This is a genomic window from Escherichia sp. WS1368 (assembly GCF_046487485.1).
Classification (GTDB): Bacteria; Pseudomonadota; Gammaproteobacteria; order Enterobacterales; family Enterobacteriaceae; genus Escherichia; species Escherichia coli.
In genome coordinates, this window is sequence record NZ_JBJQJI010000010.1 from 38,107 (window position 1) to 52,203 (window position 14,097).

A 14,097-nucleotide genomic window follows, 5' to 3' on the forward strand; every position below is an offset into this window, starting at 1 on the left:
TAACAATGAAACTTAACGACAGTAACTTATTCCGCCAGCAGGCGTTGATTAACGGGGAATGGCTGGACGCCAACAATGGCGAGGTCATCGACGTCACCAATCCGGCGAACGGCGACAAGCTGGGTAGCGTACCCAAAATGGGCGCTGATGAAACCCGCGCCGCTATCGACGCCGCCAACCGTGCTCTGCCCGCCTGGCGTGCGCTCACCGCCAAAGAACGCGCCACCATTCTGCGCAACTGGTTCAATTTGATGATGGAGCATCAGGACGATTTAGCGCGCCTGATGACCCTAGAACAGGGCAAACCGCTGGCTGAAGCGAAAGGCGAAATTAGCTACGCCGCCTCCTTTATTGAGTGGTTTGCCGAAGAAGGCAAACGCATTTATGGCGACACCATTCCTGGTCATCAGGCCGATAAACGCCTGATTGTTATCAAGCAGCCGATTGGCGTCACCGCGGCTATCACGCCGTGGAACTTCCCGGCGGCGATGATTACCCGCAAAGCCGGTCCGGCGCTGGCGGCAGGCTGCACCATGGTGCTGAAGCCCGCCAGTCAGACGCCGTTCTCTGCGCTGGCGCTGGCGGAGCTGGCGATTCGCGCAGGCGTTCCGGCTGGCGTATTTAACGTGGTCACCGGTTCGGCGGGCGCGGTCGGTAACGAACTGACCAGCAATCCGCTGGTGCGCAAGCTGTCGTTTACCGGCTCGACCGAAATTGGCCGCCAGTTAATGGAACAGTGCGCGAAAGACATCAAGAAAGTGTCGCTGGAGCTGGGCGGCAACGCGCCGTTTATCGTCTTTGACGATGCCGACCTCGACAAAGCCGTGGAAGGCGCACTGGCCTCGAAATTCCGCAACGCCGGGCAAACCTGCGTCTGCGCCAACCGTTTATACGTGCAGGACGGCGTGTATGACCGCTTTGCCGAAAAATTGCAGCAGGCGGTGAGCAAACTGCACATCGGCGACGGGCTGGAGAAAGGCGTCACTATTGGGCCGCTGATTGATGAAAAAGCGGTAGCAAAAGTGGAAGAGCATATCGCCGATGCCCTGGAGAAAGGCGCGCGCGTGGTTTGCGGCGGTAAAGCACATGAACGCGGCGGCAACTTCTTCCAGCCGACCATTCTGGTAGACGTTCCGGCCAACGCCAAAGTGTCGAAAGAAGAGACGTTCGGCCCCCTCGCCCCGCTGTTCCGTTTTAAAGATGAAGCCGATGTGATTGCACAAGCCAATGACACCGAGTTTGGTCTTGCCGCCTATTTCTACGCCCGTGATTTAAGCCGCGTCTTCCGCGTGGGCGAGGCGCTGGAATACGGCATCGTCGGCATCAATACCGGGATTATTTCCAATGAAGTGGCCCCGTTCGGCGGCATTAAAGCCTCGGGTCTGGGTCGTGAAGGTTCGAAGTATGGCATCGAAGATTACTTAGAAATCAAATATATGTGCATCGGTCTTTAACTGGAGAACGCGAATGAGCAGCAATAAAGAGTTAATGCAGCGCCGTAGTCAGGCAGTTCCTCGTGGCGTTGGGCAAATTCACCCGATTTTCGCTGACCGCGCGGAAAACTGCCGGGTGTGGGACGTTGAAGGCCGTGAGTTTCTTGATTTCGCGGGCGGGATTGCGGTGCTCAATACCGGGCACCTGCATCCGAAAGTGGTTGCGGCGGTGGAAGCGCAGTTGAAAAAGCTGTCGCACACCTGCTTCCAGGTGCTGGCTTACGAACCGTATCTGGAGCTGTGCGAGATTATGAATCAGAAGGTGCCGGGAGATTTCGCCAAAAAAACGCTGCTGGTAACGACCGGTTCTGAAGCGGTGGAGAACGCGGTGAAAATCGCCCGCGCCGCCACCAAACGCAGCGGGACCATCGCCTTTAGCGGTGCATATCACGGGCGCACGCATTACACGCTGGCGCTGACCGGCAAGGTGAATCCGTACTCTGCGGGCATGGGACTGATGCCTGGGCACGTTTATCGCGCGCTTTATCCTTGCCCGCTGCACGGCATCAGTGAAGATGACGCTATCGCCAGCATTCACCGAATTTTTAAAAATGACGCTGCACCGGAAGATATCGCCGCCATCGTGATTGAGCCGGTTCAGGGCGAAGGCGGTTTCTACGCCGCGACGCCAGCCTTTATGCAGCGTTTACGCGCGCTGTGTGACGAGCACGGGATCATGCTGATTGCCGATGAAGTGCAGAGCGGCGCGGGGCGTACCGGCACGCTGTTTGCGATGGAGCAGATGGGCGTTGCGCCGGATCTTACCACCTTTGCGAAATCGATCGCGGGCGGCTTCCCGCTGGCGGGCGTCACCGGGCGCGCGGAAGTGATGGATGCCGTCGCTCCAGGCGGTCTGGGCGGCACCTATGCCGGTAACCCGATTGCCTGCGTGGCTGCGCTGGAAGTGTTGAAGGTGTTTGAGCAGGAAAATCTGCTGCAAAAAGCCAACGATCTGGGGCAGAAGTTGAAAGACGGATTGCTGGCGATAGCCGAAAAACACCCGGAGATCGGCGACGTACGCGGGCTGGGAGCGATGATTGCCATCGAGCTGTTTGAAGATGGCGATCACAGCAAACCGGACGCCAAACTCACCGCCGAGATCGTGGCGCGTGCCCGCGATAAAGGCCTGATTCTTCTCTCCTGCGGCCCGTATTACAACGTGCTGCGCATCCTTGTACCGCTCACCATTGAAGACGCTCAGATCCGTCAGGGTCTGGAAATCATCAGCCAGTGTTTTGCTGAGGCGAAGCAGTAGATCCGTACCCATGCCGGAGGCGACGCTGCGCGTCTTGTCCGGCCTACGCGAATCCAGGTCGGATAAAGCGTTTACGCTGCATCCGACAATCTGTACGTGAACAGGAATAAATCTATGTCGGCCGGATAAGGCGGAGCCGCTCTCCGGTAAAAAGAACCAATAACAATTACACGCGTGACCCGACGCGGGAAATGTCGGGGCGCTCTCCCAAGTGACACACTTTCGAGAGGATTCAGGATGGGGCAATCATCGCAACCACATGAGTTAGGCGGCGGGCTGAAGTCACGCCACGTCACCATGTTGTCTATTGCCGGTGTTATCGGCGCAAGTCTGTTTGTCGGTTCCAGCGTCGCTATCGCCGAAGCGGGCCCGGCGGTATTACTGGCCTATCTGTTCGCCGGATTACTGGTGGTTATGATTATGCGGATGTTGGCGGAAATGGCGGTTGCCACGCCCGACACGGGTTCGTTTTCCACCTATGCAGATAAAGCTATTGGTCGTTGGGCGGGCTATACCATCGGCTGGTTGTACTGGTGGTTTTGGGTACTGGTTATCCCGCTGGAAGCCAACATCGCCGCCATGATCCTGCACTCGTGGGTTCCAGGCATTCCCATCTGGTTATTTTCCCTCGTCATTACCCTCGCCTTAACTGGCAGTAATTTATTAAGCGTTAAAAACTACGGCGAATTTGAGTTCTGGCTGGCGCTGTGCAAAGTCATCGCTATCCTGGCCTTTATTTTCCTTGGTGCAGTCGCAATTAGCGGTTTTTACCCTTATGCCGAAGTGAGCGGGATCTCAAGATTGTGGGATAGCGGCGGCTTTATGCCCAACGGCTTCGGCGCGGTATTAAGCGCGATGTTGATCACCATGTTCTCGTTTATGGGCGCAGAAATTGTCACCATTGCCGCCGCGGAATCTGACACGCCGGAAAAACATATTGTCCGCGCCACCAACTCGGTTATCTGGCGTATTTCTATCTTCTATTTGTGCTCTATTTTTGTCGTCGTGGCATTAATACCGTGGAATATGCCGGGGCTGAAAGCCGTTGGATCTTATCGCTCGGTTCTGGAGTTGCTCAATATTCCCCATGCGAAATTAATCATGGACTGCGTGATATTACTTTCCGTAACCAGTTGCCTGAACTCGGCGCTGTATACCGCTTCCAGAATGCTCTACTCCTTAAGCCGTCGCGGTGATGCTCCCGCGGTAATGGGTAAAATCAACCGCAGTAAAACCCCGTATGTGGCGGTATTACTCTCGACCGGTGCGGCATTTTTAACGGTGGTGGTGAATTATTACGCGCCTGCGAAAGTGTTTAAATTTCTGATCGACAGCTCCGGCGCTATCGCCCTGCTGGTTTATTTAGTCATCGCCGTTTCACAATTGCGGATGCGCAAAATTCTGCGAGCAGAAGGAAGCGAAATTCGCCTGCGGATGTGGCTTTATCCGTGGCTCACCTGGCTGGTCATCGGCTTTATTACCTTTGTGTTGGTAGTGATGCTATTCCGCCCGGCGCAACAGTTAGAAGTGATCTCCACCGGCTTATTAGCGATAGGGATTATCTGTACCGTGCCAATTATGGCTCGCTGGAAAAAGCTGGTATTGTGGCAAAAAACACCCGTTCATAATACGCGCTGATAATGATCAGGAGTCACACCATGACCATTACGTCTCTGGATGGCTATCGCTGGCTGAAGAACGATATTATTCGCGGTAATTTTCAACCGGATGAAAAATTACGGATGAGTTTGCTTACATCGCGTTATGCACTTGGCGTTGGGCCGTTACGGGAAGCTCTTTCGCAACTGGTGGCGGAACGGCTGGTCACGGTGGTGAATCAAAAAGGGTATCGGGTGGCGTCTATGTCAGAGCAGGAGCTGCTCGATATTTTCGACGCCCGCGCCAATATGGAAGCGATGCTGGTCAGTCTGGCGATTGCCCGCGGTGGCGATGAATGGGAGGCAGACGTTCTCGCAAAAGCGCATCTGCTCAGTAAGCTGGAGGCCTGTGACGCCAGTGAGAAAATGCTTGATGAGTGGGATCTGCGTCATCAGGCGTTTCATACGGCAATTGTGGCGGGCTGTGGTTCTCACTATTTGCTGCAAATGCGTGAACGGTTGTTTGATCTGGCGGCGCGCTATCGATTTATCTGGCTGCGGCGAACAGTGCTTTCGGTGGAGATGCTGGAGGATAAACACGATCAGCACCAGACCCTGACTGCGGCGGTACTGGCGCGAGATACCGCGCGCGCCAGTGAGTTAATGCGCCAGCATTTACTGACGCCAATTCCCATTATCCAGCAGGCGATGGCTGGCAATTAACTACTCTTCAGGAATACGCAACACTTGCCCCGGGTAAATTTTATCCGGGCTTTTCAGCATCGGTTTATTCGCTTCGAAGATTTTATTGTACAGATTGGCGTTACCGTAGACCTGTTTAGAAATGGCGCTAAGAGTGTCGCCAGACTTAACGGTATAAAACTGGCTGGCAGCGGCTGGTGTCGCCGTTTTCACCTGATCATCGACACTGGCAATACCGGAAATATTCCCCACCGCAACAAGGATTTTCTCCTTCGCCTCCTGACTTAAGCCGTCACCCGTGACCGTCGCTTTGCCGTCGGCGATTTGAATGTTCACTTTATCGGCATCAGGTATACCGGTTTTGTTCAGATGCTCCTGCACCTTCTTCGCCTGATCGTCTTTATCGTGCTGACCTGTAACCGCGTCCCAGAGTTTTTCTCCGGCATCTTTCACAAAATTGAACAGACCCATAGCTACCTCATTCGTTAACGGAAACACTCAGAAAGTGTAGCAGAGGAACGCGGCGCGTTAACGCCGCGGGGGTGAACACAGGTTTAATCGCGGGTTTGCACCCAGAAAGCGTGAATCAAACCGGGGATATACCCAAGCAGTGTCAGCAGAATATTAATAATGAACGCCCAACCGAACCCTTTACCGAGCAGCACGCCGAGCGGCGGCAGAATGATGGTGATGACGATTCTCCAGAAACCCATATGTACTCCCTATAAGAAAATTACTCATTGTTTAAAAAGAGATTTTATCTCTTAAGCGTAGTAATTTTAGCGGAGCCTGCCAGTTTCAGCTTACGCTTTTACTCTCATTTACGCTGCTGATGCTGGCATATGTTATATTTTTAGTTTAGAGTTTACTTAATTTAGAAAATGCTTAAATAACTATGACTGAACTCGCGCAATTACAGGCCAGTGCCGAACAGGCAGCGGCCTTATTGAAAGCAATGAGCCACCCTAAACGGTTGCTGATTCTGTGCATGCTTAGCGGTTCTCCCGGCACCAGTGCGGGAGAGCTGACGCGCATTACCGGACTAAGTGCCTCTGCAACATCACAGCATCTCGCTCGTATGCGGGACGAAGGGCTTATCGACAGCCAACGGGATGCCCAACGCATTCTATATTCCATTAAAAATGAGGCGGTAAATGCCATTATCGCCACCCTGAAAAATGTCTATTGTCCGTAAGGAGTCACTATGGCTTTGACAACCATTTCGCCGCATGATGCACAAGAATTAATCGCACGCGGCGCAAAGTTAATCGATATTCGTGACGCTGATGAATATCTTCGTGAGCATATTCCTGAAGCAGATCTGGCTCCATTATCCGTGCTGGAACAGTCAGGTCTTCCGGCTAAATTACGTCACGAGCAAATTATATTCCACTGCCAGGCAGGTAAACGCACCAGTAATAACGCCGATAAATTAGCAGCGATTGCCGCCCCCGCAGAAATCTTTTTACTCGAAGATGGGATTGATGGCTGGAAAAAAGCAGGATTACCAGTAGCGGTAAATAAATCTCAACCCTTGCCGTTAATGCGCCAGGTGCAGATCGCTGCGGGTGGTTTAATATTAATCGGCGTTATACTCGGTTATACCGTAAATAGCGGTTTCTTCTTATTAAGCGGCTTTGTTGGTGCCGGGTTACTGTTTGCAGGAATTAGCGGTTTTTGTGGGATGGCAAGGTTGTTAGATAAGATGCCGTGGAACCAACGAGCTTGAGAAGCGACGCCGGACGCGCCATAGCGGCGGCATCCGGCCTCAGTAATTAGATCAGGAAATCGTCGAGAGATTTACCTTCTGCCAGCGCCTGAGCGATTGGCTTCGGTGTACGGCCCTGACCGGTCCAGGTTTTAGTTTCACCGTTAACATCGGTGAATTTATATTTCGCCGGACGCGGCTGGCGTTTTTTACCAGCGCGTGGGGCGGCCGCGGAGCTATTACCCAATAACTCTTCCGGGTTAATTCCGTCAGCTTTCATCAGCTCCAGCCAGGTGCTAATTTTTTCCTGGCGCTCTGCCAGTTCACGCTGCTGCTGTTCTTCTTCTTCACGTCTTTCTTTAGTGACAACCCTGAATTTTTCGAGCATTTCTTCAAGAACGTCAATGGAGAATTCGCGAGCCATCGCACGGAGGGTGCGAATGTTATTTAAACTTTGTAACATTACGGACATAATAAAGAAAACCTTTTAACGCCAAAACAAAAAAGTATTTCGTCGCGTAGTGTAAGCGATCACTTATTATATTTCCACAAAATTTAATCTATTTACAGTCCTGCGCGAGATTATTTCAGCTGTTATTTTCTGAAACTCTCAGAATAATTTCAAGATTATATATTAGCCATTTTGATGAGTAATTTCGGTTATTTGTGAGCAGAGCGGCGCTCTCTGCTCGCTAATTCCGCAAGCCTGACAAAACAAAAATGAATAAAAATGCAATTTAACCGAATAAATGGAAACACCCCTCACTGGTGCTTTCTGCTGTCAATGTACATTTTCTGGCATAAAAAATGCTGAAAATGACCCGGTCACGACATACACCGAATTCTCTACGCTTATAGCGTTACCTCACCCCTAAACCTTCATGAGTGATAATAAAGGTAAACACATATCCAATTGATTTAATTAAAAATAAATCATATCGGCATGTAAAAATCCACAATGTACAAAAAACGCGCTGTTACGGAATATTTTATCTACAAAAACAGATTAAATAAAAATTTTTCACTAATTGATTAGTCATAGCCAGCGATATACGCTATGCGAAAATGCAGATGACAATGAGATCCACTGCTTTCATCTCCATTAACATCCCATTACGCTTTTATTAAGGAGCATTAGCATGTTCTCACCGCAGTCACGCTTGCGTCATGCAGTTGCAGATACGTTCGCGATGGTTGTTTACTGTTCTGTCGTGAACATGTGTATTGAAGTTTTCCTCTCCGGAATGAGCTTCGAACAATCTTTTTATTCCAGATTGGTAGCGATTCCGGTGAACATCTTAATTGCATGGCCATACGGTATGTACCGCGATCTGTTTATGCGCGCAGCACGCAAAGTTAGCCCGTCGGGCTGGATAAAAAATCTGGCGGATATCATGGCTTATGTGACGTTCCAGTCACCGGTGTATGTGGCGATCTTGTTAGTGGTGGGCGCAGACTGGCATCAGATTATGGCGGCGGTCAGTTCAAACATCGTTGTTTCGATGTTGATGGGGGCGGTTTATGGCTACTTCCTCGATTATTGCCGCCGACTGTTTAAAGTCAGCCGTTACCAGCAGGTAAAAGCCTGACCCTTCTTTTCGCGACTGGCATCGCCAGTCGCGTCTTTAACTGGCTTCGCCAAATAAACCATTCAAATAACGTTCAAGCGCAACACGCGAACTAAAGCCATGCGGGATACCGTAATGCTCATGACGTTCACCCGCTAAATAGAGCGGAAATTGCTGGTAATGATCGCAAGTTTTAATATCGGAAGCGGGTTCAGCCAGTGTTGAACTACGTTCTTTTAATGTTGGATGAATCACCAGGGCGGTACGTCCCATTCGCGCTTCGCGATTAACATAGACATAATTTTCCCCACGGCGGTAACCATAAGCTTTCTGGGTTACCACATCGACAGTAAAACCGACTTTTTCAAGTACGCGCGCCACCTCGTCTGGTCGTAAATACATATTTGATCCTCGTTATTATCAACCGCGGGCCTACCTTACCTGATTGCGCATTCACAACGCTTTCAGAAAAGTCCATAAAGCCGCGATGAACCTCAGTTAAGAAAATTATGGTCTACACTGAAAATTACATCGAATTCTAATGGGGGATCATATGTTTAACCGACCGAACCGCAACGACGTTGATGATGGCGTGCAGGATATCCAGAATGATGTCAATCAATTAGCTGACAGCCTCGAATCTGTATTGAAGTCCTGGGGCAGCGACGCCAAAGGGGAAGCCGAAGCCGCACGCAGTAAAGCGCAGGCTCTACTGAAAGAAACCAGGGCGCGAATGCATGGTCGTACTCGCGTCCAGCAAGCCGCGCGTGATGCCGTTGGCTGCGCGGATTCTTTTGTTCGTGAAAGACCCTGGTGTAGCGTGGGTACAGCAGCTGCGGTAGGTATTTTTATCGGCGCACTGTTAAGCATGCGCAAATCGTAGTGCAATAATGATAATAAATACGCGTCTTTGACCCCGAAGCCTGGCTTCGGGGTTTTTTAGCTTAAGGCTTTACGTAATTGTTGTGCTACCTGTCGCGCCATACCTTCGTTAACGATATTAGTAAACGAGAGCAGTAATCCACCTTCCCCACTTGAACGGATACGCCAGTCGCTAAGTGCCTGCACCGCAAGGCCTGCAGCATTGGCTTTACGCGCATGGGCAATATCATCGCCTATCATTCTGATCACCATCTGGATACCACCTTTCTGCGGCACAACCTGAAATCCTTGCTGCGTCAACGCTTGCTCAATCCATTGCCGACGTTGGGCATAATGCTGACGCATTTTCTTCAGATGCCGCCAGAAATGCCCCTCGCGAAGAAAGTCTGCCAGTGTGTTCTGCCATAGAACAGGTACCGCACATGGAGCCAGTGACGCCTGGTGGCGGAATTGTGCAATTTGCTTCACTGGCAACACCAGCCACGCACAGCGCAATGCAGGAAATAGCGCTTTGCTGAATGTTCCGGCATAAATTACCCGCTGCGGTGCGTCGAGACTTTTTAACGCCGGTAACGGCTTACCGTGATAGCGAAACTCACTGTCATAATCATCTTCAATAATCCATGCCTGACTACGATCTGCCCATTCCAGTATCTGATGCCTGCGCGCTAAAGAGAGCGCCACACCCAGCGGACTTTGGTGTGCTGGTGTTATCAGGGCAAAACGCGCATCAGGATAATTTTGTATTCCGCTTGTGATATCCAGTCCATTGTCATCAACCGGCACAGGCAAAATTTCCACATCATGGCGAGTGACAATCGGGCGAATCAGTGGAAAGCCGGGATCTTCTATCCACATCCCGTTTCCCGGTTTCGCCAGCGCGTGCAGAATTAAAGCTATTGAGGCCGCATAACCGTGAGTGATAAAGACCTGCTCTGGCTGACAATCAATCCCACGTGAAACGCGTAAGTAATCAACTATTGCCTCGCGCAACGCCACCTCACCGCAGACATCGCCTAACGCCAAATCAAAGCGCGTCTGGGTACGAAGGCGACGCCCCATCACCCGCGCCCACAGCTCTCGCGGAAAGAGATCGAGTGCGGGTAATCCCATTTGAAATGGCAACGGTTGCTGACTTTCACCGGCAAAAGCTACAACTTGTACAGTAGATTGTTGCGGATATATCCGCTCACTGACAAATGTGCCAGCCTGTCCCCGCCTGATCAGCCATCCTTGCGCCACCAGCTCAGCATACGCATTTTCGACAGTGGATCGAGACACCCCCAGCTCCTGCGACCAGGTACGACTTGAAGGCAGCCTTGCGCCGGGTTTCAGTTCCCCTTGCTCAATAGCCGTTTTTAACTGACGGGCGATATCCTGATAGCGCGGCATATGGTCTGCTTTTTTAGGTAATTTATGGCTCTCTTTAGCAGTCCATTATAGTGCTACATTGCGGGCGTTAATAAGAGGAGAAACTGTATGACTACATTACGTCAGCCTTACTACGAACTTAGCCCGGCAGTGTATAACGCACTAGTGCAGGCCAAAACGGCACTGGAAAATAGCACGCTGGATACCACGTTGATGGAGTTAGTTTATTTGCGCGTCTCGCAAATCAACGGCTGCGCATTTTGTCTGGAGATGCACAGCAAAGCATTGCGCAAATCCGGCGTGCCACAGCACAAACTGGACGCCCTGGCAGGTTGGCGCGTAAGCCATCATTTTGATGAACGCGAGCGGGCGGCGCTGGCATGGGCGGAATCGGTAACCGAAATTGCCAGAACCCATGCGGAAGACGAGGTTTATCAGCCTTTGCTTGAGCATTTCAGCGCAGCAGAGATCAGCGACTTAACGTTTGCCATCGGGCTGATGAATTGTTTTAACCGTCTGGCCGTTTCCATGCGGATGTAACTTCTTGATGCCGGGTATTCGCCCGGCAAAAAAACACAAAATCCCCTACCCCGTTGAGCCATTCATCGGTGGCGTAATCAATCTAAAATTCCCATATCTTGTATGGTTGAATCTTTTTTCAACTACATCTAGTATCTCTGTATCAACAGAGAGACAACCCGACGCGTATCATCGCGCCGTATCTTCATTTTAAACGGAAATACGAATAATGCGCATTACTATTTACACTCGTAACGATTGCGTTCAGTGCCACGCCACCAAACGGGCGATGGAAAACCGGGGCTTTGACTTTGAAATGATTAATGTCGATCGCGTTCCTGAAGCGGCAGAAGCGCTGCGTGCTCAGGGCTTTCGTCAGTTGCCGGTTGTGATTGCAGGCGATCTTAGCTGGTCTGGTTTCCGCCCGGACATGATCAATCGTCTGCATCCAGCGCCACACGCTGCCAGTGCATGAGCCAGCTCGTCTACTTTTCCAGCAGCTCCGAAAATACGCAGCGTTTTATCGAACGTTTAAGGCTGCCCGCGGTGCGCATCCCGCTCAATGAGCGGGAACGGATTCAGGTAGACGAGCCTTACATCCTGATCGTGCCCTCTTACGGCGGCGGCGGTACGGCTGGCGCGGTGCCACGACAGGTCATTCGCTTTTTAAACGACGAGCATAACCGGGCGTTGCTGCGCGGCGTTATTGCTTCGGGTAATCGCAACTTTGGTGAGGCGTATGGCCGCGCCGGAGATGTGATTGCTCAGAAATGCGGCGTGCCGTGGCTGTACCGTTTTGAACTCATGGGTACGCAAAGCGATATCGAAAACGTTCGTAAAGGAGTAACCGAATTTTGGCAACGACACCCGCAGAACGCCTGACGCAGGAAACGATGGATTACCACGCGCTGAATGCGATGCTTAACCTTTACGATAGCGCAGGTCGCATTCAGTTCGATAAAGATCGCCAGGCAGTAGACGCCTTTATAACGACGCATGTGCGTCCGAACAGTGTGGCCTTCAGTAGCCAGCAGCAGCGCCTGAACTGGCTGGTTAACGAAGGTTACTATGATGAAAGCGTCCTTAATCGCTACTCTCGCGATTTTGTCATTACGCTGTTTGCCCACGCGCACGCCAGCGGTTTTCGTTTCCAGACATTCCTCGGAGCATGGAAGTTTTACACCAGCTATACGTTGAAGACATTCGACGGTAAGCGTTATCTGGAAGATTTTGCCGATCGAGTCACGATGGTGGCGCTGACGCTGGCACAAGGCGATGAAACACTGGCGACGCAACTGACCGATGAGATGCTGTCAGGACGCTTTCAGCCAGCCACGCCGACATTCCTCAACTGCGGTAAGCAGCAGCGCGGCGAACTGGTTTCCTGTTTTCTGCTGCGTATTGAAGACAATATGGAGTCGATTGGCCGGGCGGTAAATTCCGCACTGCAACTGTCGAAACGCGGCGGCGGCGTAGCATTTTTGCTGTCGAATCTGCGAGAAGCGGGCGCGCCAATTAAACGTATTGAAAATCAATCATCTGGCGTGATTCCGGTGATGAAAATGCTGGAAGACGCATTTTCCTATGCCAACCAGCTCGGCGCGCGTCAGGGGGCAGGTGCAGTCTATTTACATGCTCATCATCCCGATATTCTGCGTTTTCTCGATACAAAACGGGAAAATGCCGACGAAAAAATCCGCATTAAAACACTGTCGCTGGGCGTGGTGATCCCGGATATCACTTTCCATCTGGCAAAAGAGAATGCGCAGATGGCGCTGTTTTCGCCTTATGACGTAGAGCGAGTTTATGGCAAGCCGTTTGCCGATGTCGCCATTAGCGAACACTATGACGAACTGGTTGCCGATGAACGCATTCGCAAAAAATACCTCAACGCCCGTGATTTCTTCCAGCGACTGGCAGAAATCCAGTTTGAGTCCGGCTATCCCTACATCATGTATGAAGACACGGTTAACCGTGCTAACCCTATCGCCGGGCGCATAAATATGAGCAATCTCTGCTCAGAAATTTTGCAGGTTAACAGCGCCTCAGAGTATGACGAGAATCTCGACTATGCCCGCACAGGCCATGATATTTCCTGCAATTTAGGTTCGTTGAATATTGCCCACACCATGGATTCCCCCGACTTTGCCCGCACGGTAGAGACTGCCGTGCGCGGTTTAACGGCGGTGTCAGATATGAGTCATATCCGCAGCGTGCCGTCCATCGAAGCCGGAAATGCCGCCTCACACGCCATCGGACTGGGGCAGATGAATTTACACGGCTATCTGGCGCGAGAAGGCATCGCTTATGGGTCGCCGGAAGCACTGGATTTCACCAATCTCTATTTCTATACCATCACCTGGCACGCACTGCGTACCTCGATGTTGCTGGCGCGCGAACGCGGTGAAACCTTCGCCGGGTTCAAACAGTCACGCTATGCCAGTGGTGAATATTTTAGCCAATATCTGCAAGGGAACTGGCAGCCGAAAACGGCGAAAGTTGGCGAACTGTTTACCCGTAGCGGTATTACGTTACCTACCCGTGAGATGTGGGCGCAGCTGCGCGACGACGTGATGCGCTACGGCATTTACAACCAGAATCTTCAGGCGGTGCCGCCAACCGGTTCTATCTCTTATATCAACCATGCTACGTCGAGTATTCATCCGATTGTGGCGAAAGTAGAGATACGCAAAGAGGGCAAAACAGGACGCGTTTACTACCCTGCCCCGTTTATGACTAACGAGAATCTGGCGCTGTATCAGGACGCTTACGAAATTGGCGCAGAAAAGATCATCGACACTTACGCGGAAGCGACTCGCCATGTCGATCAGGGGCTGTCGCTGACGCTGTTTTTCCCCGATACCGCCACCACTCGCGATATCAACAAAGCGCAGATTTACGCCTGGCGCAAAGGTATCAAAACGCTCTATTACATCCGCCTGCGTCAGATGGCGCTGGAAGGCACTGAAATTGAAGGCTGCGTCTCGTGTGCACTTTAAGG

17 protein-coding genes are annotated in these 14,097 nt (G+C 51.5%); 12 read left to right on the forward strand and 5 right to left on the reverse strand.

Annotated elements, in window-relative coordinates; all coding sequences use genetic code 11:
* The first annotated feature begins 5 nt into the window (after positions 1-5).
* The 4 genes from gabD (at position 6) to csiR (ending at position 5,069) form a co-directional block, all read left to right on the forward strand.
* Positions 6-1,454, forward strand: a complete 1,449-nt coding sequence (gene gabD, locus ACJHYD_RS16835; protein ID WP_001551530.1) for an NADP-dependent succinate-semialdehyde dehydrogenase — start codon at positions 6-8, stop codon at positions 1,452-1,454.
* Between the two features lie 13 nt (positions 1,455-1,467).
* Entirely contained in the window at positions 1,468-2,748 is a 1,281-nt protein-coding gene (gene gabT, locus ACJHYD_RS16840) for a 4-aminobutyrate--2-oxoglutarate transaminase (RefSeq protein WP_001551531.1), read from the forward strand.
* A gap of 237 nt (positions 2,749-2,985) precedes the next feature.
* Complete coding sequence (gabP, locus tag ACJHYD_RS16845) at positions 2,986-4,386, forward strand: GABA permease (RefSeq protein ID WP_001295173.1); 1,401 nt, start codon at positions 2,986-2,988, stop codon at positions 4,384-4,386.
* A 20-nt stretch (positions 4,387-4,406) separates the two neighbouring features.
* Positions 4,407-5,069 (forward strand): DNA-binding transcriptional regulator CsiR, encoded by a 663-nt coding sequence (gene csiR, locus ACJHYD_RS16850; RefSeq protein WP_000156811.1) that lies wholly within the window; start codon positions 4,407-4,409, stop codon positions 5,067-5,069.
* On the opposite strand, the gene kbp is transcribed toward csiR, so the two are convergent.
* A complete protein-coding gene (gene kbp / locus ACJHYD_RS16855; RefSeq protein ID WP_000522413.1) occupies positions 5,070-5,519 on the reverse strand; it encodes a potassium binding protein Kbp in 450 nt (149 codons plus the stop codon).
* Between the two features lie 83 nt (positions 5,520-5,602).
* Positions 5,603-5,761, reverse strand: coding sequence for a YqaE/Pmp3 family membrane protein (locus ACJHYD_RS16860; RefSeq protein WP_000508177.1), 159 nt, complete (start codon positions 5,759-5,761; stop codon positions 5,603-5,605).
* Between the two features lie 182 nt (positions 5,762-5,943).
* On the opposite strand from ACJHYD_RS16860, the gene ACJHYD_RS16865 reads away from it, so the two are divergent.
* Both ACJHYD_RS16865 and ygaP read left to right on the forward strand, forming a co-directional pair.
* Positions 5,944-6,243, forward strand: coding sequence for an ArsR/SmtB family transcription factor (locus ACJHYD_RS16865; RefSeq protein WP_000137280.1), 300 nt, complete (start codon positions 5,944-5,946; stop codon positions 6,241-6,243).
* Between the two features lie 9 nt (positions 6,244-6,252).
* Complete coding sequence (gene ygaP, locus ACJHYD_RS16870; RefSeq protein WP_001551532.1) at positions 6,253-6,777, forward strand: thiosulfate sulfurtransferase YgaP; 525 nt, start codon at positions 6,253-6,255, stop codon at positions 6,775-6,777.
* Between the two features lie 46 nt (positions 6,778-6,823).
* Here ygaP and stpA read toward each other — a convergent pair whose 3' ends face one another.
* Entirely contained in the window at positions 6,824-7,228 is a 405-nt protein-coding gene (gene stpA, locus ACJHYD_RS16875) for a DNA-binding protein StpA (RefSeq protein ID WP_000115383.1), read from the reverse strand.
* A gap of 667 nt (positions 7,229-7,895) precedes the next feature.
* On the opposite strand from stpA, the gene alaE reads away from it, so the two are divergent.
* Positions 7,896-8,345, forward strand: coding sequence for an L-alanine exporter AlaE (alaE, locus tag ACJHYD_RS16880; RefSeq protein ID WP_000492658.1), 450 nt, complete (start codon positions 7,896-7,898; stop codon positions 8,343-8,345).
* 36 nt (positions 8,346-8,381) lie between these two features.
* Here alaE and ACJHYD_RS16885 read toward each other — a convergent pair whose 3' ends face one another.
* The gene (locus ACJHYD_RS16885) at positions 8,382-8,726 is read right to left on the reverse strand and encodes a DUF2002 family protein (protein WP_000281320.1); all 345 of its coding nucleotides are present in this window, start codon (positions 8,724-8,726) and stop codon (positions 8,382-8,384) included.
* Positions 8,727-8,877: 151 nt separating this feature from the next.
* On the opposite strand from ACJHYD_RS16885, the gene ACJHYD_RS16890 reads away from it, so the two are divergent.
* Positions 8,878-9,207, forward strand: coding sequence for a DUF883 domain-containing protein (locus ACJHYD_RS16890; RefSeq protein ID WP_001295174.1), 330 nt, complete (start codon positions 8,878-8,880; stop codon positions 9,205-9,207).
* Between the two features lie 56 nt (positions 9,208-9,263).
* On the opposite strand, the gene ACJHYD_RS16895 is transcribed toward ACJHYD_RS16890, so the two are convergent.
* Entirely contained in the window at positions 9,264-10,598 is a 1,335-nt protein-coding gene (locus ACJHYD_RS16895) for a PLP-dependent aminotransferase family protein (RefSeq protein WP_001138434.1), read from the reverse strand.
* 87 nt (positions 10,599-10,685) lie between these two features.
* Between ACJHYD_RS16895 and ACJHYD_RS16900 the strand changes: the two genes are divergently transcribed.
* The 4 genes from ACJHYD_RS16900 (at position 10,686) to nrdE (ending at position 14,095) form a co-directional block, all read left to right on the forward strand.
* Positions 10,686-11,117, forward strand: coding sequence for a carboxymuconolactone decarboxylase family protein (locus tag ACJHYD_RS16900; RefSeq protein WP_000209797.1), 432 nt, complete (start codon positions 10,686-10,688; stop codon positions 11,115-11,117).
* A gap of 208 nt (positions 11,118-11,325) precedes the next feature.
* Positions 11,326-11,571 (forward strand): glutaredoxin-like protein NrdH, encoded by a 246-nt coding sequence (gene nrdH / locus ACJHYD_RS16905; protein WP_001223227.1) that lies wholly within the window; start codon positions 11,326-11,328, stop codon positions 11,569-11,571.
* On the forward strand, positions 11,568-11,978 hold the full coding sequence (gene nrdI / locus ACJHYD_RS16910) for a class Ib ribonucleoside-diphosphate reductase assembly flavoprotein NrdI (protein WP_001551533.1): 411 nt from the start codon (positions 11,568-11,570) through the stop codon (positions 11,976-11,978). The genes nrdH and nrdI overlap by 4 nt, the downstream gene beginning before the upstream one ends.
* Positions 11,951-14,095, forward strand: coding sequence for a class 1b ribonucleoside-diphosphate reductase subunit alpha (gene nrdE, locus ACJHYD_RS16915; protein ID WP_001551534.1), 2,145 nt, complete (start codon positions 11,951-11,953; stop codon positions 14,093-14,095). The genes nrdI and nrdE overlap by 28 nt, the downstream gene beginning before the upstream one ends.
* The last annotated feature ends 2 nt before the right edge of the window (positions 14,096-14,097 follow it).

Excerpts from the sequence above, each read along its gene's own strand:
- gabD (WP_001551530.1), top strand. The coding sequence starts at position 6 with ATGAAACTTAACGACAGTAACTTATTCCGCCAGCAGGCGTTGATTAAC.
- gabT (WP_001551531.1), top strand. The coding sequence starts at position 1,468 with ATGAGCAGCAATAAAGAGTTAATGCAGCGCCGTAGTCAGGCAGTTCCT.
- gabP (WP_001295173.1), top strand. The coding sequence starts at position 2,986 with ATGGGGCAATCATCGCAACCACATGAGTTAGGCGGCGGGCTGAAGTCA.
- csiR (WP_000156811.1), top strand. The coding sequence starts at position 4,407 with ATGACCATTACGTCTCTGGATGGCTATCGCTGGCTGAAGAACGATATT.
- kbp (WP_000522413.1), bottom strand. The coding sequence starts at position 5,519 with ATGGGTCTGTTCAATTTTGTGAAAGATGCCGGAGAAAAACTCTGGGAC.
- ACJHYD_RS16860 (WP_000508177.1), bottom strand. The coding sequence starts at position 5,761 with ATGGGTTTCTGGAGAATCGTCATCACCATCATTCTGCCGCCGCTCGGC.
- ACJHYD_RS16865 (WP_000137280.1), top strand. The coding sequence starts at position 5,944 with ATGACTGAACTCGCGCAATTACAGGCCAGTGCCGAACAGGCAGCGGCC.
- ygaP (WP_001551532.1), top strand. The coding sequence starts at position 6,253 with ATGGCTTTGACAACCATTTCGCCGCATGATGCACAAGAATTAATCGCA.
- stpA (WP_000115383.1), bottom strand. The coding sequence starts at position 7,228 with ATGTCCGTAATGTTACAAAGTTTAAATAACATTCGCACCCTCCGTGCG.
- alaE (WP_000492658.1), top strand. The coding sequence starts at position 7,896 with ATGTTCTCACCGCAGTCACGCTTGCGTCATGCAGTTGCAGATACGTTC.
- ACJHYD_RS16885 (WP_000281320.1), bottom strand. The coding sequence starts at position 8,726 with ATGTATTTACGACCAGACGAGGTGGCGCGCGTACTTGAAAAAGTCGGT.
- ACJHYD_RS16890 (WP_001295174.1), top strand. The coding sequence starts at position 8,878 with ATGTTTAACCGACCGAACCGCAACGACGTTGATGATGGCGTGCAGGAT.
- ACJHYD_RS16895 (WP_001138434.1), bottom strand. The coding sequence starts at position 10,598 with ATGCCGCGCTATCAGGATATCGCCCGTCAGTTAAAAACGGCTATTGAG.
- ACJHYD_RS16900 (WP_000209797.1), top strand. The coding sequence starts at position 10,686 with ATGACTACATTACGTCAGCCTTACTACGAACTTAGCCCGGCAGTGTAT.
- nrdH (WP_001223227.1), top strand. The coding sequence starts at position 11,326 with ATGCGCATTACTATTTACACTCGTAACGATTGCGTTCAGTGCCACGCC.
- nrdI (WP_001551533.1), top strand. The coding sequence starts at position 11,568 with ATGAGCCAGCTCGTCTACTTTTCCAGCAGCTCCGAAAATACGCAGCGT.